General features: G+C 44.5%; 18 protein-coding genes. 13 read left to right on the forward strand and 5 right to left on the reverse strand.

The features are described 5' to 3' along the window. Positions 1–8 precede the first annotated feature (8 nt). The 5 genes from bamB (at position 9) to AB6D80_RS00250 (ending at position 5,400) form a co-directional block, all read left to right on the forward strand. Positions 9–1,169 carry an outer membrane protein assembly factor BamB gene (gene bamB, locus AB6D80_RS00230; protein WP_009848297.1) on the forward strand — a complete coding sequence of 387 codons (1,161 nt, stop codon included), beginning with the start codon at positions 9–11 and terminating at the stop codon, positions 1,167–1,169. Positions 1,170–1,327: 158 nt separating this feature from the next. Beyond that, positions 1,328–2,809, forward strand: a complete 1,482-nt coding sequence (gene der, locus AB6D80_RS00235; protein ID WP_010440555.1) for a ribosome biogenesis GTPase Der — start codon at positions 1,328–1,330, stop codon at positions 2,807–2,809. A 132-nt stretch (positions 2,810–2,941) separates the two neighbouring features. Beyond that, positions 2,942–3,844, forward strand: coding sequence for an alanyl-tRNA editing protein (locus AB6D80_RS00240; protein ID WP_371702264.1), 903 nt, complete (start codon positions 2,942–2,944; stop codon positions 3,842–3,844). 290 nt (positions 3,845–4,134) lie between these two features. Continuing rightward, positions 4,135–5,130 carry a sensor domain-containing diguanylate cyclase gene (locus tag AB6D80_RS00245; RefSeq protein ID WP_017099591.1) on the forward strand — a complete coding sequence of 332 codons (996 nt, stop codon included), beginning with the start codon at positions 4,135–4,137 and terminating at the stop codon, positions 5,128–5,130. Positions 5,131–5,172: 42 nt separating this feature from the next. Beyond that, on the forward strand, positions 5,173–5,400 hold the full coding sequence (locus AB6D80_RS00250) for a zinc ribbon domain-containing protein (RefSeq protein WP_017099592.1): 228 nt from the start codon (positions 5,173–5,175) through the stop codon (positions 5,398–5,400). A gap of 89 nt (positions 5,401–5,489) precedes the next feature. On the opposite strand, the gene xseA is transcribed toward AB6D80_RS00250, so the two are convergent. Continuing rightward, positions 5,490–6,836 (reverse strand): exodeoxyribonuclease VII large subunit, encoded by a 1,347-nt coding sequence (gene xseA, locus AB6D80_RS00255; protein ID WP_372187486.1) that lies wholly within the window; start codon positions 6,834–6,836, stop codon positions 5,490–5,492. Positions 6,837–7,107: 271 nt separating this feature from the next. Between xseA and guaB the strand changes: the two genes are divergently transcribed. From guaB to AB6D80_RS00280, 5 genes are all read left to right on the forward strand, one after another. Then, positions 7,108–8,571: an IMP dehydrogenase gene (guaB, locus tag AB6D80_RS00260; RefSeq protein WP_372187487.1), complete on the forward strand. Its 1,464-nt coding sequence runs from the start codon at positions 7,108–7,110 to the stop codon at positions 8,569–8,571. Positions 8,572–8,953: 382 nt separating this feature from the next. Beyond that, positions 8,954–10,507 carry a glutamine-hydrolyzing GMP synthase gene (gene guaA / locus AB6D80_RS00265; protein ID WP_012603320.1) on the forward strand — a complete coding sequence of 518 codons (1,554 nt, stop codon included), beginning with the start codon at positions 8,954–8,956 and terminating at the stop codon, positions 10,505–10,507. 285 nt (positions 10,508–10,792) lie between these two features. Then, positions 10,793–12,493, forward strand: coding sequence for a glycoside hydrolase family 19 protein (locus AB6D80_RS00270; protein WP_372187488.1), 1,701 nt, complete (start codon positions 10,793–10,795; stop codon positions 12,491–12,493). A 141-nt stretch (positions 12,494–12,634) separates the two neighbouring features. Then, entirely contained in the window at positions 12,635–13,429 is a 795-nt protein-coding gene (locus AB6D80_RS00275; protein ID WP_372187490.1) for a hypothetical protein, read from the forward strand. Between the two features lie 87 nt (positions 13,430–13,516). Further along, the gene (locus tag AB6D80_RS00280; RefSeq protein WP_010440610.1) at positions 13,517–14,110 is read left to right on the forward strand and encodes an acetate uptake transporter; all 594 of its coding nucleotides are present in this window, start codon (positions 13,517–13,519) and stop codon (positions 14,108–14,110) included. A gap of 176 nt (positions 14,111–14,286) precedes the next feature. On the opposite strand, the gene AB6D80_RS00285 is transcribed toward AB6D80_RS00280, so the two are convergent. The 4 genes from AB6D80_RS00285 to AB6D80_RS00300 form a co-directional block, all read right to left on the reverse strand. After that, positions 14,287–15,834, reverse strand: coding sequence for an alanine/glycine:cation symporter family protein (locus AB6D80_RS00285; RefSeq protein WP_372187492.1), 1,548 nt, complete (start codon positions 15,832–15,834; stop codon positions 14,287–14,289). 471 nt (positions 15,835–16,305) lie between these two features. Further along, positions 16,306–17,676, reverse strand: a complete 1,371-nt coding sequence (locus tag AB6D80_RS00290; RefSeq protein ID WP_372187493.1) for an MBL fold metallo-hydrolase — start codon at positions 17,674–17,676, stop codon at positions 16,306–16,308. Positions 17,677–17,851: 175 nt separating this feature from the next. Continuing rightward, positions 17,852–18,619: a 1-acylglycerol-3-phosphate O-acyltransferase gene (locus tag AB6D80_RS00295; protein WP_017103102.1), complete on the reverse strand. Its 768-nt coding sequence runs from the start codon at positions 18,617–18,619 to the stop codon at positions 17,852–17,854. Between the two features lie 197 nt (positions 18,620–18,816). After that, complete coding sequence (locus AB6D80_RS00300; RefSeq protein ID WP_017098060.1) at positions 18,817–19,755, reverse strand: hypothetical protein; 939 nt, start codon at positions 19,753–19,755, stop codon at positions 18,817–18,819. A 270-nt stretch (positions 19,756–20,025) separates the two neighbouring features. Between AB6D80_RS00300 and AB6D80_RS00305 the strand changes: the two genes are divergently transcribed. The 3 genes from AB6D80_RS00305 to AB6D80_RS00315 all read left to right on the forward strand — a co-directional run bounded on the left by AB6D80_RS00305 (position 20,026) and on the right by AB6D80_RS00315 (position 23,416). Then, on the forward strand, positions 20,026–21,738 hold the full coding sequence (locus tag AB6D80_RS00305) for a bifunctional 2-polyprenyl-6-hydroxyphenol methylase/3-demethylubiquinol 3-O-methyltransferase UbiG (RefSeq protein WP_017098059.1): 1,713 nt from the start codon (positions 20,026–20,028) through the stop codon (positions 21,736–21,738). 57 nt (positions 21,739–21,795) lie between these two features. Next, a complete protein-coding gene (locus AB6D80_RS00310) occupies positions 21,796–22,524 on the forward strand; it encodes a DUF429 domain-containing protein (protein ID WP_017098058.1) in 729 nt (242 codons plus the stop codon). A gap of 82 nt (positions 22,525–22,606) precedes the next feature. Beyond that, complete coding sequence (locus AB6D80_RS00315) at positions 22,607–23,416, forward strand: M15 family metallopeptidase (protein WP_372187495.1); 810 nt, start codon at positions 22,607–22,609, stop codon at positions 23,414–23,416. The last annotated feature ends 83 nt before the right edge of the window (positions 23,417–23,499 follow it).

Below are 23,499 nucleotides of genomic sequence, written 5' to 3' on the forward strand. Positions count from 1 at the left end.
CGCTTTGAATGAAGAAGATGTTTCCAAAAGCGGCGTTGTGTGCGATTGCTCTTGGCCTGCTAGCGGGCTGTGCAAGTGAAGAAGACACCGTAATCATGGCACCAGTACCAACGGTAAACAGCGAGTTTACTCCTAGCCAGGAATGGTCTACGTCGGTTGGTGATGGTGTTGGTCACTACTTTTCAAAACTAACGCCGGAATTGGCTTACGACAAAGTATTTGTTGCAAGCCGTGAAGGTATGGTTAAAGCGCTTGACCCTGAAACAGGTAAAGAGCTTTGGAAAGTCGATCTTGAGAAAGAAGTACTGGCTCGTTTATCGGGTGGCTTAACGGCAGCTTACGGTAAGGTATTTGTTGGTTCTGAAAATGGCGAAGTGATCGCGCTGGATGAATCAACCGGTGAAGAGCTGTGGCGTGTATCAGTGAATGGTGAGGTGCTTGCATCCCCTGCAACTGAAAGCAACATGGTTATTGTTCATACCAGTCGTGGCATGTTGACCGCGTTAGATCAAGAAAGCGGTGAGCAAAAATGGACCATCAGTACCGAAGTACCAAGCCTAACACTTCGTGGCGATAGCTCGCCTGTTACTGTTTCAGGTGGTGTATTCTGGGGTACGGCAAATGGTCGTTTAGCCGCAGCTATCGTTGATCGTGGTCAGCTTATTTGGCAACAGCCAGTAGGCACGCCAAAAGGTGCAACGGAAATCGATCGTTTAGTTGATGTGGATGCATCACCGGTTGTTCTTGGTGGCACCCTGTATACCGTAGGTATCAATGGTCAGCTGATTGCTATCGATCTTCGTTCTGGTAAGCCAGTTTGGAAACGTAACTACTCGTCAGCGATTGATTTAGCGAGTGATGGTAGCCGTTTGTTCGTTGTGACTGACAAAGACCATGTGGTTGCGGTTGATGCGCGTAGTGGTACTGAACTGTGGAGCACTCCATTGTTAGAAAACCGCTTACTGACAGCACCTGCTATTATTAATGGTTATGTAGTTGTTGGTGATACTGAAGGTTATCTGCACTGGTTAGATCGTTCATCGGGTGAGTTTGTTGCTCAACAGTTGGTCGATGATAGCGGCTTTGCGGTTGCGCCAATTGAAATGCCTGAAGGCTACTTAGTGACGACTCGCAATGGCGATGTAAAGAAACTAACGATTAGCCAATAAAAGCGTGATATAATTCACAGTCGGCTCCTGGTTGGTAACAGCTAGGAGCCGTTTTGTTGTTATAAATTAATAAACCGTGTGGTTATAGGTAAGAGTTTAAACTTGCGATCAAGTGCTTACCTATAACTACATTTAGAGAAGAAATTGTAGAGGTTGTTATGGTACCTGTTGTTGCTCTAGTAGGGCGTCCGAACGTAGGTAAATCTACGTTATTTAACCGATTGACTCGAACTCGTGATGCATTGGTTGCGGATTTCCCTGGCTTAACGCGTGACCGTAAATACGGTCATGCTCATTTTAGCGAGCATGACTTTATTGTTATCGACACTGGTGGTATCGACGGTACCGAAGAAGGTGTTGAAACTAAAATGGCTGAACAGTCGCTAGCGGCGATTGATGAAGCTGATGTCGTTCTATTTATGGTAGATGGCCGTGCGGGTCTAACACCTTCAGACGTAGCTATTGCTAAGCACCTTCGTCAACTAGAAAAGCCTTCAATGCTAGTAGTAAACAAGGTTGATGGTATCGACCCTGATGCTGCAAGTGCTGATTTCTGGCAACTAGGCGTAGAAGACATGTACCAAATCGCTGCAGCGCACGGTCGTGGTGTAACTGCGTTGATTGATCTTGCTCTAAACCCATTCGCTGAAGCGTTAAAAGCTGAGAATGGCGAAGTAAGCGATTTAACTGAATTTGAAGACGAAGAAGAAGAGCAAGTTGATTTCACTGAAGAAGAAGCGGAAGAAGAATTCAAGCGCCTTCAAGATCAACCGATTAAGCTAGCGATCATTGGTCGTCCTAACGTAGGTAAATCAACACTAACTAACCGTATTCTTGGTGAAGAACGTGTTGTTGTTTACGATATGCCAGGTACAACTCGTGACTCTATCTACATTCCGATGCAGCGTGATGAGCGTGAATACGTTCTGATTGATACTGCGGGTGTTCGTCGCCGTAAAAATATCAACGAAACAGTTGAGAAGTTCTCAGTGGTTAAAACACTGAAAGCGATTGAAGATGCTAACGTTGTATTACTGCTTATCGATGCTCGCGAGAACATCTCAGATCAAGATCTAAGCTTGTTAGGCTTTGCGTTGAATGCTGGTCGTTCAATTGTTATTGCCGTAAACAAGTGGGATGGCCTAGATAACGACGTTAAAGATCGTGTTAAGAAAGAACTAGATCGTCGTTTAGGTTTCGTTGATTTCGCACGTATTCACTTTATCTCTGCACTTCACGGTACTGGTGTTGGTCACTTGTTTGAGTCTGTTCAAGAAGCTTATAAGTCAGCAACGACTCGTGTTGGTACTTCTGTACTTACTCGTATCATGAAGATGGCGACTGATGATCACCAACCACCTATGGTTCGTGGTCGTCGTGTTAAATTGAAATACGCGCACGCTGGTGGCTACAACCCACCGATTATCGTTATCCACGGTAACCAAGTACGTAACTTGCCAGATTCATACAAACGATTCTTGATGAACTACTACCGTCGTTCACTAGAAATTATGGGTACACCTATTCGCATTCAATTCCAGAACAGCGAGAACCCATTTGAAGCTAAGACTAACAAGCTGACAATTTCTCAAGAACGTAAACGTAAACGTATGATGAGCATGGTTAAAGGTCGCAAGTAAACCTTTCCAATAGATTTGATACCCGAGCCTGTCTCGGGTATTTTTTTAAGTAAAATTCACGTTATCTGATAATCGCGTCTTTGATTCCGTTATCAGCTAGCGACTTAGACTAGATTCCAAAAGAAGAATGATATGACCACTAGCGATTTGATTACACCAGCGTCAGCAATCACACCAACCATCACTCAATTTTGTCATCAAACTTGGCTGCTAAATGCAAAAGCAGTGTACGTTGAAAGTGACGACAGCAAAACTTACTTGATCACTGACGTGACACCTTTCCACCCTGTGAGTCATATTTGGCCCGATCACCCAGCAGACCGAGGTTTTGTCAGCGTAGGTGGCGAACAGTATATTGTTGAAGATTGCCTTGTTGGTGCAATAGAGCAATCTACTGGAAATCTTTATATTGCAGCAGATATCCCTGTTAAGCGTGATACGGAAGGGTGGGCGTTTGTGGTTGTCCACCAACTACCTGTATCAGCTTCTATTATTAAAATTGGCGATGAAGTTGAGTTGTCGGTTGATAAAGAGCACCAAGCCAGTTTGAGCCGCGGTCATAGTGCCGGACATATTGCCTTCTTAGCCTTGAATAAAGTATTGGCTGAGAGTTACTGGCGTAAAGATGCGGATAGAAAAGATCCACTCGGCAGCTATGACTTCAATAGCTACGCACAGGTGACTAGCTTTGTGACTCCAGAGTTGTGTACCGATAAGTATCGTTTAGGTAAAACATTGAAGAAACGCGGTCTGAACGTTGCTGACATGCTAACGAACCTTGATGGCATTGAGGCCAATATCAACCAGATGATTGCAGGCTGGCTTGCTGAATCGACTCTTGTAACGATGAGACTAGAAGGTGAGTCGTTAACAGACTCTCGCTACTGGGAATGGCAACTAGATGACGAGACTTTAGTGTCTATTCCGTGTGGTGGTACTCACATCGACAATACTTCAGAACTTAAGGCATTGTCGGTTAAGTTAACCCAATTAGATGACCAACATATCGAAATGCAGACGTGTGTCTCTCGATGATCTCAATTAAAGATCGAAAATAGATTGTTCTGCATTGTTGGTTTTATTTGTTTGTTTCTAGTCATATATTCCATTGTAAATTGAAATGCAGTATATGTAACTTATGCTTTCGGTGTGTGGTGATATAAATATTCTTTTTGGGGTAGATCGCTGATCAAAGTAGATAAAGCAAAAGATCAACCTATGATCTTCGGTGGTGTGTTGTGGTAATTTAGTGTGTTAATATTGACCAGTATATAGGCTTGCATAAGAACAAGCTGTTCCCACCATATAATTGAAAGCTTTAGTGAATGAAACAACAATTTTTATTAGAAGGTCACCGAGCAGTAAACAGTTTGCTTCGAAAGCTTGCCCTTGGGTTGGATCGCAAAGAATTAAATCGCAAGATCATTCAACTCACCGAGCAGATTTTTGGTCAAAGGATGGCCTCTATCCTATTGCTAAACCCCGAATCGAATACATTACATTTAGAATATGCTCCAAACTTGCCTGATTTTTATAACCAGCAGATAGAAGGGGTGGGGGTTGGTGCCGGAATTGGTTCTTGTGGCGAAGCGGCGGCACTTAAGAAAGCTGTCATGGTCTCCAATATTAATGCACACCCGAATTGGATTCCTTTCTTAGCCTTAACCAATCAGGCCAATCTTCATGCATGTTGGTCAGTGCCAATCATCTCTTCACATGGTCACGTATTAGGTACCTTCGCAATTTACAGTCAGTACATCTCTGAACCTCATGAGTTTGAACTTGAGATCTTAGAGTTATTGGCTTCTCTGTATTCAGTCGCGCTTGAGAAGTATGAGTTAGAGAATCAACTCAACTTTTTTGCCAATCGGGACTCCCTAACACACAGTTTGAATCGCCGAGCATTGCTGAGAGAAGCCGAGCAGGTGTTAACTAACCGGTGTTTTACTGAAAAAGTGATGGCATGCCTGTTTGTTGATGTCGATAAATTTAAGTCAATAAACGATACGTTTGGCCACAGCTTTGGTGATGATGTGTTGTTAGCCGTTGCAAAAGTGCTTGATGAGGCAACGACTGCCTGTGCCAAGATAGGGCGCTATGGGGGCGATGAGTTTGTCGTGTTCTCTTGCTTTGATGATCAAGAAAGTGTGCTGAACTTTTATCGAAGCTTAGAAAGAACCTTGGAACAAGCGCTCTATATCGATGGCACTCAGTTTTCTGTCAGCGTTGGACTTTCTTATGATAAAGATCCTGAGTCATTGGAAGGCTTGATCGCACAAGCTGATAAGAACATGTACCAAATCAAGCAAGCTAAGTCTTAGCAGTAGTAGATTGTAAAAAAAGTAGTGAGTTAGGAAATGCTAATGAGTGAAAATATCTGCCCTAAGTGCCAATCAGAGCTAGGTTGGGATGGAAAGTATCACTGTGAAAGTTGTCAGGCACACTTTACTAAGGTTGGGTTTTGTCCTGAGTGCAGCAGCCAACTTGAGAAGCTTCAAGCCTGTGGTGCAGCGAGCTATTTTTGTAATGGTGAGTGTAATGAGCTTAAATCTAAATCGAGAGTAAAGTTCGAATTCCAACCAGCGGAATAGCCTTAAATTATTTGGTTTGAACGACAATCGGTGATGTTATACCAAAGACTCAATACCAAAGTGTTGGGTCTTTTTTGTATCTAATGAACCTAGAACTCGCTCTTAGCGACTCTTGTGGTCACTTTCGATTCAATCACACCGTCTTCAATTTGGGTGGTGATCACTTCACCGACTTCGATATCGTTAACGGATGATACAGTTTTACTCGATGCTGAATGGGTGATGCTGTAGCCACGTTTTAGGGTTGCTAATGGACTTACTGTTTCTAACTTCTCGGCAGCCATGGCTAGTTGGTGGCGAGTAGTTAGTAATGTCTTGTCCATTGCATCCAATAGCTTTTGCTCTGAACGTTGTAGATGCAGTTTCTGTTCACCAAGGCGTTTCACTGGCGAGTTCAGCTGAAGTTGGTGCTGCTTACGTTCAACACGCTGCGCATGCTGCTTTAGGTATTGAGTCATACCACGACGCAAACGCATGTCTAAGTCATCAAGCTGCTGACTCTGCTTTTGCAGTTGGTAGCTCGGGTGTTGTTTCTCTAAGCGGTATTTCAACGTCTGAGTTGATTGCGCTTGTTTGATTAACACATGACGAATCGCACTCACTAAACGAGCACGTTTAGACGCATAAGCTTGCTCTTTATGACTGTTGTCACGGCTAACTAATTCAGCGGCTGCTGATGGCGTTGGAGCACGCATATCTGCGACGAAATCCGCGATAGTGACATCGATTTCATGCCCAACGGCACTGATAATCGGGATCTGGCTTGCTGCAATGGTGCGAGCGACGATCTCATTATTAAAGCACCATAGATCTTCCAAAGAACCGCCGCCTCGGCCAACGATCAATACATCACACTCATTGCGTTCATTGGCACGCCCAATTGCTTGAGCAATTTGAATCGCCGCTTCTTCGCCCTGAACCATGGTTGGGTAAACCACAACAGGCAATGAAGGATCGCGTCTTTTCAGTATATCGAGAATATCGAAGAGGGCTGCGCCTGTTTTAGAGGTGATAACACCGACGCATTTAGGATGTTCTGGAAGAATTTGTTTACTGGACTGAGCAAATAAACCTTCCGCCGCCAAGTTCATCTTAAGTTTTTCAAACTCTTGCTGAAGCTTGCCGTCACCTTCTGGCTGCATGCTTTCGATGATCAGTTGATAGTCACCGCGTGGCTCATAAAGAGATAGGCGCGCTTTAACTAGCACTTGATTACCGTTCTGAGGCTTAAAAGTCACACGACGGTTATTGCCACGAAACATAGCGCACTTAACTTGAGCGCGAGAGTCTTTAAGCGTGAGGTACCAGTGACCAGAGACAGGTGCAGAGAAATTTGAGATTTCACCAACGAGCCAGACTATTCCCATTTCGTTTTCTAATAGGAGACGAACCTCTGAATTGAGGCGAGAAACAGTAAAGATGTTTGGATTGGTCATAGAAGCGCTATCTATCCTTGAAGGAAGGTCTTTCTCTTGGAATCTCACTGGGCGTGAGTATGGAAGATAGCGGCAATATAATACATAGCAAGGGGGTAAATGCAAATTAAAAGTATAAAAATGTGTAGCCAAGCGATTTCGTTGGCCGTATAATCCGTCCGCAATATCTAATCCAAATGCAGTTTGATTTTCCTTAATTGGCTGCCCTCATTAGGCGAAACGATGAGATTGGATTGTTTCTTTTTACTCCTATTATTGTGAGATATTGCAAATGCTAAGAATTGCCAAAGAAGCGCTGACATTCGACGACGTACTGCTAGTGCCAGCACACTCCACCGTTCTCCCTAATACAGCTGATCTTCGCACTCAGTTGACGAAGAATATTTTCCTAAACATCCCAATGATCTCTGCATCGATGGATACTGTGACAGAAGCTCGCCTAGCGATTGCACTGGCACAAGAAGGCGGAATAGGCTTCATTCACAAGAACATGTCTATTGAACAACAAGCTGAAATGGTTCGCCAGGTTAAAATTTACGAAGCAGGTGTAGTTTCTCACCCTGTTACTGTAAACCCTGACGCGACAATCGCTGATGTTGTAGCTCTTACTCAAAAACACGGTTTTGCCGGTTTCCCTGTTGTTACTGAAACAAACGAACTTGTTGGTATTATTACTGGCCGTGATGTTCGCTTTGTAACTGACCTTTCTAAGAAAGTTGACGTAGTAATGACGCCTAAAGCTCGCCTTGCTTCTGTTAAAGAAGGTGCAACTCGTGAAGAAGTTCAAGAGAAAATGCACGAAGCGCGTGTTGAAAAAGTTCTTGTTGTAAATGATGACTTCCAACTTACGGGAATGATCACTGCAAAAGATTTCCACAAAGCAGAACGTAAACCAAACGCTTGTAAAGATGAGCGCGGCAGCCTACGTGTAGGTGCAGCTGTTGGTGCTGGTGCTGGTAACGAAGAGCGCGTTGCTGCTCTAGTTGAAGCTGGCGTAGACGTTCTACTTATCGACTCTTCACACGGTCACTCTGAAGGCGTACTTAACCGTATCCGCGAAACTCGCGCTGCATACCCTGATCTACAAATCATCGGTGGTAACGTAGCAACTGGCGCTGGCGCTCGTGCTCTTATCGAAGCGGGTGTTAGTGCGGTTAAAGTAGGTATCGGCCCGGGTTCAATCTGTACGACTCGTATCGTTACTGGTGTTGGTGTTCCTCAAGTAACAGCAATCGCAGACGCGGCTGAAGTAGCTAACGAATACGGTATTCCAGTAATCGCAGATGGCGGCATTCGCTTCTCTGGCGATATCTGTAAAGCTATCGTTGCTGGCGCATCTTGTGTGATGGTTGGTTCAATGTTCGCAGGTACTGAAGAAGCACCGGGTGAAGTTATCCTTTACAACGGTCGTTCTTACAAGTCTTACCGTGGTATGGGTTCTCTTGGCGCTATGTCTCAAGGTTCTTCTGACCGTTACTTCCAATCTGACAACGCTGCAGACAAGCTTGTTCCAGAAGGTATTGAAGGTCGTATCGCATACAAAGGTCGTCTAAAAGAGATCGTTCACCAACAGATGGGCGGTCTACGCTCAAGCATGGGCCTAACGGGTTCTGCAACTGTTGAAGATATGCGTACTAAAGCTGAGTTTGTTCGTATCTCTGGTGCGGGCATGAAAGAATCTCACGTACACGATGTTCAAATCACGAAAGAAGCACCTAACTACCGTTTAGGTTAATAATACGTCCAAACGTTTGAATTATGTGCTGATTTAGTCGGCACATTAATATACCAATCGTAGTAAATAACTGGTCATCCTAGCTTGTTAAAAATCTCGATAACTTCGTTAGAATTTTTGATTGTAGAATAACTACTTATCAGAACTCTTTGTTGAATAGAGCAGCCTTGTTCTCAAGCTTTTTTCCAGCGCTACTACTGAACACTTACTTACTTACTGTGATTGGTATTATATCTACCGCCTGTTTTGCAGAAAGTCTGATTTTCTCAAAACACGAGGTTACAGATAACCAACGAAAACGTTTGCTTTATTTCTTGAAGAGTTAATCAGAGGTGAGTAAACTCGCCTCCGTTTTATCACATAGCCAATAAGACTGCTTACAATGACTAAAAATATTCATGACCAACGTATTCTAATTCTGGACTTCGGTTCTCAATACACACAGCTAGTAGCTCGTCGTATTCGTGAGATCGGTGTTTACTGTGAACTTTGGAGCTGGGACGTAGAAGAAGCGGATATTCGTGAATTCAATCCAGACGGTATCATCCTATCTGGTGGCCCTGAAAGTGTAACGGAAGAGAATTCTCCACGTGCACCTCAGTACGTATTTGATTCAGGTGTTCCTGTCTTCGGTATCTGCTACGGCATGCAAACTATGGCTGAGCAACTTGGCGGTAAAGTAGCAACATCTACTGAGCGCGAGTTCGGCTACGCGGCTGTACAAGTGACGGGTGAATCTGCACTTTTCGCCGACCTTGAGACAACTCAAGATGTTTGGATGAGCCACGGTGACAAAGTGGTTGAAATCCCTGCTGATTTCACAAAAATCGCAGAGACAGATACTTGCCCATACGCTGCAATGGCAAACGAAGAGAAGAAATACTACGGTGTTCAATTCCACCCAGAAGTAACGCACACTAAAAACGGCCTAAAAATGCTTGAGAACTTCGTTCTTAACGCGTGTGGTTGTGAAGGTCTGTGGACTTCAGCATCTATCATTGAAGATGCAGTTGCACGTATTAAAGAGCAAGTAGGTGACGACGAAGTTATCCTTGGTCTTTCTGGTGGTGTTGATTCATCAGTCGTAGCAATGCTTGCTCACCGCGCTATCGGCGACAAACTAACATGTGTATTTGTAGATAACGGCCTTCTTCGTTTAAACGAAGGTGAGCAGGTTATGGAGATGTTTGGTGACCAATTCGGCCTAAACATCATTAAAGTTGATGCGGAAGATCGTTTCCTTGACGCTCTGGAAGGCGAAGCTGAACCAGAAGCGAAGCGTAAGATCATCGGTCACGTATTCGTAGATATCTTCGACGAAGAGTCTAAGAAACTGAAGAATGCTAAATGGCTTGCTCAGGGTACTATCTACCCAGACGTAATCGAGTCTGCTGCATCTAAGACTGGTAAAGCACACGTAATCAAATCTCACCACAACGTTGGTGGCCTTCCTGATGATATGGAAATGGGCCTTGTTGAGCCTCTACGTGAGCTGTTTAAAGATGAAGTACGTAAGATCGGTCTAGAGCTTGGTCTTCCATACAACATGCTTTATCGCCACCCATTCCCTGGTCCTGGTCTAGGTGTTCGTGTACTTGGTGAAGTGAAGAAAGAGTACTGTGATTTACTGCGTCGTGCTGATGCTATCTTCATTGAAGAGCTTCACGCTGCTGATCTTTACCACAAAGTATCTCAAGCATTCACGGTATTCCTACCAGTGCGTTCAGTTGGCGTAATGGGCGATGGCCGTAAGTACGATTGGGTTGTATCTCTACGTGCCGTAGAAACTATCGACTTCATGACTGCTCACTGGGCACACCTACCATACGACTTCCTAGGTAAGGTATCTAACCGTATTATCAACGAAGTTAACGGCATTTCACGTGTTGTTTACGATATTTCTGGTAAGCCACCAGCAACTATCGAGTGGGAATAATCTCTTAGAGATTTAACCAGTTTTGATTAAGATCTTAAGCCTCGAACTTTGTTCGAGGCTTTTTCTTTTTATTTAGGAGATTAAGGACTTACATCTACAACGAGAAACCAAATCCGTTGGAAGTTAGATATCACCTCAAGAAACAATGAGACGTTTTGTTGTGTTGAAGGATACATAAAAGTGTCACTCGCACTTTTTATAAATTCACATGGTAACGACTGGCTCATTTCCCATGCGCCGCATACTCTTTGATGGACTTATTAAGGACAGATAAGAGAATCCATCATGTTAAAAATCAAATATTTGGCGACAGTAGTTGGCTGCACTTTAGCTGCACACAGTTACGCGTCTTTGAACATTCAACCTGATCCGCAAAACCCGAATGGCTACCTTGTTGAAAAGTCGGCATTACAAGCTGCTGAACAAGCGAAAACATCCGATCCTATGTATGCGATCTGGTCACAAGCATTACAAACTCGTCCCAATAGTATTGTTGAAGCGATTGAGCCGGGTTTAGCCTCGAATCCTGAAAACGTGAAACGAGTCGAGCGTGTATTTCCTCAATCTGAATGGGACTTCCTCACTCAGATGGCAGCACCAGAGTACACTTATACTCGCTTCTTACGCGCGATTGGAAAATTCCCAGCCTTCTGTGGAGAGTACACTGATGGTCGAGATTCAGACGCCATCTGTAAAAAATCCATCATCACGGCCTTTGCTCATTTCGCTCAAGAAACAGGTGGGCACATCGCAATAGATAACACCTCTGATAACCCATTAGCTCTAGAAGAGTGGCAGCAAGCGCTGGTGCATGTTCGTGAAATGGGTTGGTCTGAAGGCCAAGAGGGTTACACCACCGGTTGTGGCCAGAACGATTGGCAGAATGCACGATGGCCATGTGCGGCAGGTCAGGGTTATTTTGGACAGCTTTCTTACCATTTTAACTACGGTGCGTTCTCGGAAGTGATGTTCGATGGTGATGCGACGGTTCTATTGAATAACCCAGGTTTGGTTGCTGATTCATGGTTGAACTTGGCTTCTGCTATCTGGTTCTTCCTTACACCTCAAGCTCCTAAACCTGCCATGCTGCACGTTATTGACCGCACTTGGACTCCCTCTCAACGTGAGTTGGATGCGGGAATTGGCTATGGGTTTGGTACCACAATCAACGTAATTAATGGTGGTATCGAGTGTGGTGAGCAGAACAAAGACAAAGGCCAACCAGTTAACCGAATTCGTTATTGGGAAGGGTTAGCTGCGCATTATCTGATCCCTGTAGAAGCGGATGAAGCCAATACATGTTGGCAGCAAACGCCTTACGGAAGCTTGAACCTCAACGGTGCAACCGATGTGTTGTACACCAACTGGGATGGTAACTGGAAATACTACGCAGACCGCCCAGAAGGATATTCATTTGAGTGTGAGCTTGTTGGTTTCCAAACCGCTTATTCAGCCTTGGTAGCCGGAGATTATGAGAAGTGTGTGACCAATTTTTATGGATCACATGCGAGCTGGCCTGAAGTAAAAGTGGTCGATAAGCTTGAACCGGTTGACCCTGGTACTAACCCCGGAGGTAACGGTTGGAATGCGAGTAAAGTTTACAATGCTGGCGACCAAGTCACTCACAACGGCGCGACCTACGAAGCGAAATGGTGGACTCAAGGAGATGAGCCTGCCAATGGTGGCCCTTGGAAATTAGTAGCGGGTGAGCCAACACCACCCGTAGTGACAGATCCATCGCCAGTTGTCCCTGCACCTGTCGATCCTGCTCCGGTAGACCCAACACCGGTTGAACCACCTGTGACTGAGCCGCCTGTCGTTGTTGATCCATCGGTGTTTATCACATGGCAAGCGGGTGTTAGCCAAGTGAGCAATGGCGACAAGGTGACGCATAACGGCAAGTGTTTCGTGGCTAAAAACGGTCCGGGTCTCTGGGAAAGCCCTGTTCAATCGAACTGGTTCTGGGATGAAATTAGCTGTAAATAATTGACTTAAGCAAGCCTCTGTTTAAGAGGCTTGCTTGTTCAGTGACAGTTATACGACACTTCCCTTACTTTCTATTACAGTAGTGCTTTCCATTTATCGATAAACTGTGTTCGTGAATAATTCGATTACAGGGCAATTAAAATGAAGTTAAAGCTATCTATTCTTGCGTTATTGGTAACTGGAGTTACTGGATGTAACAGTACGCCGCAGTCAGGTCTCGAGCAAAGTTTGGGCTGGGGTAATTATGGCAGTTTGAGTTTTGAAACGAGCTCTGAAGGTATTGTTGCTCAGCGTTATCAAGTATTAAAAAGTCCTGTAGGCCAAATAACGTCTATAGAGGAGCAAGGTAACCAAATTCATGTTATTCAAACACTTGAAGGCGCTTTAATTAAAGGTGTCGATAGTACAGGCATTATGAATTACGAAGGCTGTATGGAGTCTGTTGGGGAAGTTGATGCTGCTGTTAATGCATACCCGTCAATCGTTCAATTCTTATTAAAGCAAGCTGCGCCTCAAGGTCCTAATTCTGTATCAACATCATTACCTTTCACTGTCTCAGAGTCAGCCAATAACGCTCAAATTTACATTGGTGAAGCAACTTCTGTAGAAATTGAAGGTGAAAGCTATCCTATCGGTCCTATGATCGAACTTTCTGCGCCGTGGGGGGCATCTGGCCAAATCACATCTGTAGACGCGACAACCTTTGAATTTTCATATTTTACGACCAACGATGGCCACAAAGATACGGTTGATATCCGTGGTGCATGGAGCCAAAGTATGGGCCCAATGGATAAGTTTAATCAAGAACCTTTGGGAGAGTGGTTAGCGTGTGTAAAGCCCGAGGTTCAAGCGGTCTTGATGGAACAAAGCCCTAAACGAGTTGGCGAGATACTTGAAATCATCACGAAAGCCGAACTGGCGAACGATGCAATCTAAGATTGCGATTTAGCGATCTATCTTTTTATGCCGTTCGGATTAAAATTTGCGTACAAATTTTATTAACTTTTTTTAAAGGCGCGCAAAATGTCAACAAAACTGGCGAACCCGGCACCACTTGGCCTAATGGGTTTCGGTATGACTACTATACTTCTTAATATCCATAACGCAGGTTTCTTTCCAATCGATTCAATGATTCTTGCTATGGGTATTTTTTACGGTGGTCTAAGCCAAGTTATCGTGGGCACAATGTGTTTCAAACGTGGTGACACGTTCGGTACAACTGCGTTTACTTCTTACGGTCTATTCTGGTTATCTTTGGTTGGTTTAATCGTAATGCCTTACATGGGCCTACCAGCAAGTCCAGCAGCGTTTATGGGTTGGTACCTACTACTATGGGGCATCTTCACTGGCTTCATGTTCATTGGTTCTCTATGCTACCCAGTAGCGAAACAAGTAGTATTCGGTTCACTTACTATTTTGTTCTTCCTACTTGCCGCTCGTGATTTCACTGGCAGCGAACTGATCGGTACTATCGCTGGTTTTGAAGGTATCTTCTGTGGTGCGTCAGCTATCTACTTTGCAATGGCACAAGTAATCAACAACGAATATGGCCGCACAGTACTGCCAATCGGTGAGAAAAAAGCGCCTCAAATGGCAACACAAGAAATCGCAGCTTAACGCTCTAGCTTGGGAACAGTTAGTTTGTTATAAGCAGTCAGTTCGTTATAAGTAATGAGCTCGTTATAAACTGCGATTTTTATGAACAAAACAAAAGGGGTTAGCCGAAATGGCTAACCCCTTTTTTATGCGTTATTAATAGCGCGAGTTAAAGCGATCTATTTGCTAAGTCAAGCTTAAGCTGAAGGTTGCTCTACAGGTTTACTGTCTGCAACTTCAGATTCAGGAGACTTGCCTGTTTTTCGCTTGTACTTCTCTTCCCAGTAAGTTGCACCTTTAATGCCTAGTTTTACAGGGTTGAATGTGTACTCAGTCACACCTTGTTTCTGTTGTTCTTCGTAGTCTGCTAAAGCCTTAAGCGCAGGCTTAGACATGAAGAAGATGATCAGAATACCAACGATGTTTAACCATGCCATCAAGCCAACACCCACATCACCCATTGCCCATGCAAGGTTCGCTGTTTTAACGGTGCCATAGAAAACTGCAGTGATAAGAACAAGCTTAAGTACGAACATCATGCCAGGGATCTTGATGGTACGACGTAGGTAAGCAATATTCGTTTCTGCGATGTAGTAGTAAGCAAGAATCGTTGTAAATGCGAAGAAGAACAGAGCAAATGCGATGAACGGCTTACCAACGCCTGGCAGTGCACTTTCAATAGCAAGCTGTGTAAATACAGGACCATTCGCACCGATGTTTGCTGCTAGGTTCTGAACAAGGAATACACCTTCAGCGCCGCCGTGAACGTTGTAAGCACCAGTGATGATGATCATGAACGCTGTAGCAGAACATACTAGAAGAGTATCAATGTAGATAGAGAACGCTTGAACCAAACCTTGCTGAGCTGGGTGATCAACACTTGCCGCAGCTGCCGCGTGAGGACCAGTACCTTGACCTGCTTCGTTTGAGTAAACACCACGTTTAACACCCCAACCGATTGCAGCACCAAAGCCTGCCATAGGAGTGAATGCATCACCCAGAATCATTCCGAAAACAACAGGAACTTGGCTGATGTTTAGTAGGATGATAACGAATGCGATGATGATGTAAGCCAACGCCATGAATGGAACGACAATTTGTGTGAAGTTCGCGATACGTTTAACACCACCAAAGATGATGAAAGCAAGGATGATAGCAACAACAGTACCAGTGAAAATTTTAGCGAAACTGAATGTACCGATAGCTGTTTCAATCATATCACCTGAGCCAAATGCAGCTTCTACAGCATTACCTATACTGTTTGACTGAACACCTGGAAGCAAAATACCACATGCAAAAATAGTCGCGATAGCGAAGATCCATGCGTACCACTTCTGACCCATTGCTTTTTCAATGTAGTAAGCCGGACCACCACGGAACTGGCCTTCATCTTCTTCTTTATAGATTTGCGCCAGCGTAGATTCTGCGTAAGCAGTCGCCGCGCCAAAGAAAGCTACCACCCACATCCAGAATACTGCACCTGGGCCACCGAAACCGATAGCGGCAGCAACACCTGCAATGTTACCTGTACCTACACGGCCAGATAGCGAAACGGCAAGAGCTTGGAAAGACGAGATGCCTTTTGATGAGCTTTTACCCGAAAGTAGCAAGCGCCACATTTCAAAGAAGTGACGGATTTGAACAAATCGAGTCATGATGGAGTAGAACAAACCTGCACCTAAACATAGGTAGATAAGTACTGGGCTCCAGATTATTCCATTCAAAAAATCAACGAACGACTGCATGAGTATTTTCCCTGTTAGTTTTGCTTATGATTGTTTTTCGAACAACACAATACTTCACTTGTAACCCGAGTGTTAAATTATTTAACTGCGCATTGGGATTACTGTGACATAAAGCAAGTTATAGAGGGTGTTTGTTAATGCTTAGTGCTAATTCGATAATCGTTCCATTTAACTTGTTATGCAACAGGTTGTTGCGACTGGTGTTTTGCAAAGTGAATAAATAGTGATTAATACAAAAGGGTGGGGAGGTGCGCAGAAGAAGGGTAGGTGTGCACAAGAGACGAAATTGCGTAAAACAGCGGTGAAAATTGTTTAGCATGAACGGCTGATATAGGAGTGGTGAGATGAATTTGATTGGAATATATCACCTGCATCGAGTGATCTCGCAGGCCTAAGAAACTGTGCCTTTGAAGGCTCGATAATTCTGGCCTTCATGTTTACTGAGTGAAAGTAGCTAGTTTGATGCCTGTTTCAAACAACCACGAACCCTCGCGCCTGTAATTCTTTAGCGAACTCAGACTGAGTATTTGGCTCACCGTGAATCAAATGCACCTCTTTTGGTGGAGTCGCTATGCCCTCTATAAATCGATTGAGATCCTCTTTATCGGCATGAGCAGAATAGCCAGACATGCCATGAATTTGAGCATTAACCTCAACGTCTTTGTTATCAATAGAAACCTGCATTTCGCCTTGTTGCAGGTCTCGCCCGAGCGTTCCGTGGGCTTGATAGCCCGCTAAAATCACATCCTTCCGTTGATCGGGAAGCAAAGCGGATAAGTAGTTCATTATCCTGCCGCCCTGACACATTCCAGAAGCTGCGACCACAATCGCGGGTTCACCTGTCGACTTGAGGCGATTCACGATTTTCTTGTGCATTCTATGTCCATCAACCGTAATGCACTGCTCAAAAGCGAGTGGGTGACGTTTCAGTTCAAGACGCTGCTTTGCTTCTTGCCCCCATAACTCTTTAAAGCGTCGGTAGGATCGCGTCACCTTTTCTGCCATAGGCGAATCGAGGATGATAGGAATATCGCTGCTGAGTTGATGCTCAAAAATTAGGTGTTCGATATCAAATAGTAGTTCCTGTGTTCGACCGATGCTAAAAGCCGGAATTAGAATAACGCCGCCATCGAGTAACGAACGATCAATGATTGATTTGAGGCGTTCAGAGCGTGAAGCAATATAGTCGTGCGTGCTAGTGCCGTAAGTCGACTCAATAAACAGATAGTCGGCTTGTTGTGGTGGTTTAGGATCCGGCAGCAGTGGCGTGTTACTAGGGCCCAAGTCGCCTGAAAAGACCACTACTTCTTGGTTGGGTAACTTAATCTCTATATAGGCCGAACCTAAGATATGCCCTGCAGGTTGAAAACGAGCATACAGAGTATTTGGCCTATGATGATCCTTTCCGTTGTTTTGTTGTGTGGACGTGATGGGAAACCAATCTCCGTAAGGCTTAGGAGCAATCAACGAATGAATTTTTTTAAGGATGAGTTTGGATTGTTTATGACTGAGCCCTTGCAGTTTTAGGCCGTCTTCAATCATTAAAGGGGCGAGTTCAGCTGTCGCCTGAGTACAATAAATTGGTTGGTTAAAGCTACTGGCGAGTAACCAAGGTAATCGACCAATATGATCAATGTGAGTGTGGGTCAGCAGAAGAGCATTGAGGTGGGAAGTTTCAAACTCAATATCGAGAGGGCGAGTGTCTTCACCTTGAAGCTTTTTACCTTGAAGATCTAAACCTTGAAACAAGCCACAATCGATGAGCACCGCTTGGCCTGAATCTCTTAGCTCGTGACAAGATCCTGTGACGGTATGTTTGCCGCCATGGTGAATCACTTTCATCGTTTACTCCCATTGCTCTATAAAGCTATTAACGCCTGTTTTTATTTTGCGGATAAGCGCCAGCAAGTAAAACAAGAACAATGAGAGTTGCGATCGTTGAGTATCTTTTTAAGTAACTGAGCAATGACTCTGTGGGTTCGTTGCGAGTTGGTTCTTGTTCCTTCTGTGACTACTGTTAGCGCACGGAAGAACCGTCTGAATCCAGTTCTGGGTTTTGTTGCGCCTCTAAACGAGCCACTTCGGCATCAAGCTCTGCTATTTTTTCAGCCATCAAGGCATGGCAGCGATTCGCTAACTCTCTTGCGTCGCTGAGCTTGTATCCAGAGACATCTATAGGCTCCAGCATCTCGGTGATCACAATGCCATTATTAACTCGGTTGAGGTTAATTTTATTGTGCGTGGTACTGGTACACATCGGGGTGATAGGCACACTCGCCTCAATCGCCATTCGGAAAGCGCCCGTTTTGAATGGCAGTAGTCCACGCCCTTTACTGCGCGTTCCTTCAGGGTAAACCCAAACAGACAGATCTCGCTGGTGAATCGCTTCCGCCACTTGCTTGATGGTATCGCGTGCTTTGGACTTGTTTTCGCGGTTAATTAAAATATTACCGGTGATCCAATACAGCAGGCCAAAGAAGGGCACGTACAACAAATCGCGCTTACCTAAAGAAACCGTGCGAGGCCTTAACATCCCTGGGGCGGTCACAAAGTCCAACACGCTTTGGTGGTTAGATATGTAGACGCTCTTTTCTGGTGTCGGCGCATTATCTAGGCCTCTCTGTAGGATCTTTACCCCAACGAGTTTTTGTAATTGGTTGAACCAACGGCAAAAAACGTACACATGCTTTGGGTTTTTGGGGCTAAACAAGCAGTAACCAAAAGCACATAGAGTGGTGAAAATAATAAACACCGTCGCCAAAATAATACGAAGAACAGCAAGCACAATTCACTCCTTACTCACGACAAGATTGCAGTGATTAAATAGTTTTAGATGCTTGAAGTTTTCACTCTATTTAACCGAATTGCAACAATTAACTGTTTTAGGGGGCTGTTTTTAGATCTTTATATAAAACAAGGACTAACGATGGGTGTTTGACGCAGTTATCGAGCTTACACGTGTTCACCAGTAGGTAGGCATGTTCACCAATACTGTTTATTTGGATCCGACTTTTCTACCCATTCAGGATCTTGGCGTGATTCTAAATAGAGCTGTAGGCCGTTATAAGACATGAAAGCAGCAGGGCCACCAAGATGTTCGAAATAGTCAAAATAATCATCTTCGAGTGCGCAAAGGTGAGCTAAATCTATAACGTTATTCATCATTGCCCATTGAATAGCGAAAACCGGAGCCGTCGAACCTGAAATGCTGACCTCTTCGACATTTGGGTTGAACAGTGAATTGGCTTGCTCAAGCTGTATCTCTTCTTGTTCAGACTCTTGCTGTAACACCTCTTCGATGATCTCTGAACGTTTGGTATTAGAGACATTCTTGTTCAGCTTGGCGATTCGAAGTGCGTAGCTAAAACGGTCTGTTGAAACAATGTCGACAAGCTGCGACAACAGCTCTTTGTCTACGCCCGCAGCCTTGGTGAAATAGTCGATACATGAATTGATTGATGCGTAACGAGTACCGTCAAACTCAAAGCCACTGGTTTCGTCGTATACCTCAAGTGGGATGTCATCAACCGACAAAGGCCAGCCTCTATAATCGACTCGTTGTTTGGCTATTTGATACATTTTCCAAGCACTACGGCCAAATCCGCCAAGCGTCGAGCCTGAAAAATCAGAATCAATAAGCTCTTGTTCCGTCCAGTTTTCACCGATGCCTAGGTGCTTTGCGTACTTATCGATGAGTGCGTGTTTTATCTGATCGCGCACCGCCCAAATTGAAGTCAGACTCTTGGAATAGTTAATTCTCGCACACTCCTTGCAAGCCGGCAGTGCTATCGGTGAATAGTCTATCTTGGCAATAGCTTGTGCAGTCTTAGGGAATTCAACAACATCATTGGAAGGTTCACCACAAAACCAACAGGTGTGGCGCAGGTTGAACGGGGTATCTATGTGTGAGTATGTGGTCATTAGTCTTTATCAGCTAGGTACTTGAGGCGAGTTAATCATCTTCAAACAATTATCTCTGTTCGCACGTCAGCTTGCACCTTGTTTGTTTTTGTTTTGCTGACGAAACTGATTCGTGATGTGACTCGCCTGACGATCTCATTAGGTGGATATTGATATAAAACAGTCACTAACGATAAATATTGATTGGTGTGGCTGAACTTACATGACTTGCTAGCAATCGCCTAAGCTCCCTATTACTATTGAGATAGACTCCTAACCCCAATAGCGCATATGTCCTCATCGATTCCTTTTTACGATAAAAATGCTCACACACTTTGTGAACAGTACAACTCAGTGACGTTCGAGACGGTACATAAAAGCTGGCAAGCTTATTGGCCTTTAGAGGGCGATAAAGTACTAGATGTTGGTGCAGGAAGTGGTCGTGATGCGCTATGGATGCACAAAGCCGGAGCTGATGTTATTGCGATAGAACCAAGTGCTTCATTACGCGAACAAGGCTCGAAATATACAAGCCCAAGTGTTAGCTGGATTGATGATTCACTTCCCTCGCTTAGCCGCACTGAAAACCTCGGAATACGTTTTGATTTGATATTGGTGAGCGCGGTTTGGATGCATCTTGCTCCGTCTCATCGAGAGCGTGCATTTAGAAAGTTGTCTAACTTGCTGGCTCCAAATGGCAAGTTGGTGATTACTTTGCGTCATGGGGAGTTTAAAGACAGTCGACAAGGCTATGAAGTCTCAGTTGAAGAGCTCGAGCGTTTATCAAAAAACAGCGCCTTGTTGGTTCGTCATGTTGATGATAGCCAAGATACATTGAACCGCAGTGAAGTGTGGTGGCAAACCGTGGTGATGACATTACCAGATGATGGCTCCGGCGACTTGAACAAGGTGCGCCACATTATTGTGAATGACAACAAGTCGGCCACATACAAGCTGGCCTTATTAAGAACTTTACTGAGAATTGCGGATGCTCATTCAGGCGCTGTGATTGATCGAACGGATGGGAAAATTTCTCTACCAGTGGGCTTAGTTGCTCTGTATTGGGTAAGGCAGTTTAAGCGTTTGATTGATATCGATATAGAAGGCGCTGGGATTCAGCAAAATAGCAACACGAGTAAAGGCCTCGGATTTGTAAAAGAGGATGGTTGGAATAAACTCAAACACCTCAGTGCTGATGATCTAGCGATAGGCACTATGTTTCTCGGCGATGAAGCCAAGGCACTACAGAAGCTGTTTTCACAAACGATCAGCACCATTAAATCAGGGCCTGTGACTTTTATTTATCAAGGCTCGAAAGACAACCGACTATTCGATATATACCCACCTCAGAAACGACGGAAGAGCCGAGAATCACTGGTCATTGATAGTGAGTTCTTAGAAAGCTTTGGCTATTTCACTCTCGATGAAAGCCTGTGGGAGTGCTTTAGAATCTACCACTCTTGGATTGAACCGCTGGTGGTGAATCAATGGGTCATGGAGATGCAGCGTTTCGAGTTGAACCGACAGCGAAGTATCTCACTACAGACGTATCACGACTGCTTGGTATGGATCGATCAAAACCACGATACTCGCGATGTGCGTAAACGTGTCGAACAACTTAGATCTGAACGTGCCGATATTGTCAGTGTCTGGAGTGGAAAATCATTAAAAAATGAGTATCACGTTGATCACTGCTTGCCTTTTGCTTATTGGCCGAATAACGACAAGTGGAACCTCTTTCCGACCACAAGCAAAGAGAACCTAAGCAAAAGTGACAAAGTTCCTACGGCTGAAAAACTTCGAGCGTCTAAGTTTCGTATTCTCGAATGGTGGCAATTGGCGTGGAACGATTCGGCTCATTTTGAACAACAATTCTTTTCTGAAGCAGCACTTTCTCTACCCAATATTCCACCACAGTGTCGAGACTTCGAAGAGGTGTTCGATGCAATGGGTTTACAGGTACGTGGCGTGAAAAGCAGACTGTTAATTAATGAGTGGCACTGATCATTAAGTGGCTAGTTATCCCAAATAGCCCTCAACAAACTAATCATCGAGAACACAATGAAATACATCGGAATTGATGGCTGCAAGGCAGGTTGGATCGCTTGGATTGTCTCTGGCAATGAGCCACCTGAGTTCAAGGTGGTAAAGACCCTAGATGAGTTGCTTGACGATCTTACGGGAGCAACAACGTTAATCGATATGCCTATTGGTTTTAGCGATTCACAGACTCCGGATAGATTATGCGATAAAGCAGCAAGGCGCTTTCTCACCAGTAAGCGTGGCTCTTCCGTTTTTCCTGTTCCGTGCCGAGAGGCGGTTTACCAAACCGATTACATTGCGGGATGTAATGCCAATGTGGAGCAGCTTGATAAGAAGTTTTCTAAACAGACTTGGGGAATTGTGCCCAAGATCCGCGAGCTTGATGAGCTCATTGAAACTCATCCCAATCTTTCTATCAGGGAATCACATCCTGAAGTTGTGTTTGCAGCATTGAAAGGTGAACCGCTGACGTTTTCAAAACGAACACAAGAAGGCAAAGAGGAAAGGCTTTCTATTATTCAGCAACTTGCCCCTCAGTGGTGTGACGGCTTGTCGTTGTCCATTTCAAATACCAAGCGTAAAGACGTCGCGATAGATGATATTTACGATGCTTTTGTACTGATGTTGATCGCCTATTACGCTCCGCAATTATCGACCTTACCTGAACTTTCTGATGTTGGTGGAGAAGCTGACAAGGATCAGAACGGACGAGTTCGAGAGATTGTCTATTGGGACAAAACGCACTAACAAAGCGTGCGCTCAACTTGGCCTAATATGCTATTTTCCAACTTCTGCTACTTTTCACTCTTACTATTTTTGAGTCTTTTATATGAAACGTTTTATTGTCGGCTGGCTGGCCACTGTGCTCAGTGCTGCGAGTTATGCCCAGGTTACCTCTATATCTCAATGGCAATGCGACATGATGAAAAAGAACAATGTCTTGAGTAGTGGTGCGCCCGTTGGTTGTGAGCGGCTATCCAAAGTGGATTTCGCTTTCATTAATTTCAAAGGGGAAACGCAACAGGGCAATATGATCGTGCTTGATGTTATTGCGCCAGCTGTTGAACAAATCTTTTCAGAGCTTAAACAGCGCAATTTTCCTCTTCATTCCGCTCGCCTAATGCGTGAATTCAGAGGTGATGATAGCGCCTCAATGGACGCGAACAACAGTAGCGCGTTTAACGCTCGTCCTATTACAGGCGGAGGAGGTTGGTCGAAACATGCCTATGGTGTGGCAATCGACATCAACCCAGTTCAAAATCCTTTCTTAGAGTTCGATAGCAAGGGACGAATCACGGTAAAGCCTTCACAATCAGCGGCTCGCTATGTGAACCGTACTCGTTTTCGCGCGCGTGATGAAATTGAACGCCGAGGCATGGCAGAAGATGTGATTGAGCTGTTTGCTCATCACGGATTTATGATCTGGGGAGGGGATTGGAATAGCCCAATCGATACTCAGCATTTTGAGGTCGGCTCAAGAAAGTTCGTTAACCAACTGCTCTCTAAACCACAACCTGAAGCCAAAGTGTTATTTGAGCGCTACGTCGAATCTTATCGACAGTGCTCTATCAAAAATAAAGGCGAGAACGCAGAAAAAGCTCGAGCTATCTGTGCAAAGAAAACAGTCGGCACTTTTTAGTGCTATGTTTATCTAGAACCGTTTGTGTTTTAGCAAGTTAAACTCGCTTCAGGTGTGTTTTGAATCGCTAAGGTCAGCGCTTG

Origin of the sequence: Vibrio sp. 10N.247.310.17, from assembly GCF_041466605.1 — a bacterium.
GTDB lineage: Bacteria > Pseudomonadota > Gammaproteobacteria > Enterobacterales > Vibrionaceae > Vibrio > Vibrio tasmaniensis_A.

Bases quoted from the DNA above. Each gene is read 5' to 3' on its own strand.
- bamB (WP_009848297.1), top strand. From the start codon at position 9: ATGAAGAAGATGTTTCCAAAAGCGGCGTTGTGTGCGATTGCTCTTGGC.
- der (WP_010440555.1), top strand. From the start codon at position 1,328: ATGGTACCTGTTGTTGCTCTAGTAGGGCGTCCGAACGTAGGTAAATCT.
- AB6D80_RS00240 (WP_371702264.1), top strand. From the start codon at position 2,942: ATGACCACTAGCGATTTGATTACACCAGCGTCAGCAATCACACCAACC.
- AB6D80_RS00245 (WP_017099591.1), top strand. From the start codon at position 4,135: ATGAAACAACAATTTTTATTAGAAGGTCACCGAGCAGTAAACAGTTTG.
- AB6D80_RS00250 (WP_017099592.1), top strand. From the start codon at position 5,173: ATGAGTGAAAATATCTGCCCTAAGTGCCAATCAGAGCTAGGTTGGGAT.
- xseA (WP_372187486.1), bottom strand. From the start codon at position 6,836: ATGACCAATCCAAACATCTTTACTGTTTCTCGCCTCAATTCAGAGGTT.
- guaB (WP_372187487.1), top strand. From the start codon at position 7,108: ATGCTAAGAATTGCCAAAGAAGCGCTGACATTCGACGACGTACTGCTA.
- guaA (WP_012603320.1), top strand. From the start codon at position 8,954: ATGACTAAAAATATTCATGACCAACGTATTCTAATTCTGGACTTCGGT.
- AB6D80_RS00270 (WP_372187488.1), top strand. From the start codon at position 10,793: ATGTTAAAAATCAAATATTTGGCGACAGTAGTTGGCTGCACTTTAGCT.
- AB6D80_RS00275 (WP_372187490.1), top strand. From the start codon at position 12,635: ATGAAGTTAAAGCTATCTATTCTTGCGTTATTGGTAACTGGAGTTACT.
- AB6D80_RS00280 (WP_010440610.1), top strand. From the start codon at position 13,517: ATGTCAACAAAACTGGCGAACCCGGCACCACTTGGCCTAATGGGTTTC.
- AB6D80_RS00285 (WP_372187492.1), bottom strand. From the start codon at position 15,834: ATGCAGTCGTTCGTTGATTTTTTGAATGGAATAATCTGGAGCCCAGTA.
- AB6D80_RS00290 (WP_372187493.1), bottom strand. From the start codon at position 17,676: ATGAAAGTGATTCACCATGGCGGCAAACATACCGTCACAGGATCTTGT.
- AB6D80_RS00300 (WP_017098060.1), bottom strand. From the start codon at position 19,755: ATGACCACATACTCACACATAGATACCCCGTTCAACCTGCGCCACACC.
- AB6D80_RS00305 (WP_017098059.1), top strand. From the start codon at position 20,026: ATGTCCTCATCGATTCCTTTTTACGATAAAAATGCTCACACACTTTGT.
- AB6D80_RS00310 (WP_017098058.1), top strand. From the start codon at position 21,796: ATGAAATACATCGGAATTGATGGCTGCAAGGCAGGTTGGATCGCTTGG.
- AB6D80_RS00315 (WP_372187495.1), top strand. From the start codon at position 22,607: ATGAAACGTTTTATTGTCGGCTGGCTGGCCACTGTGCTCAGTGCTGCG.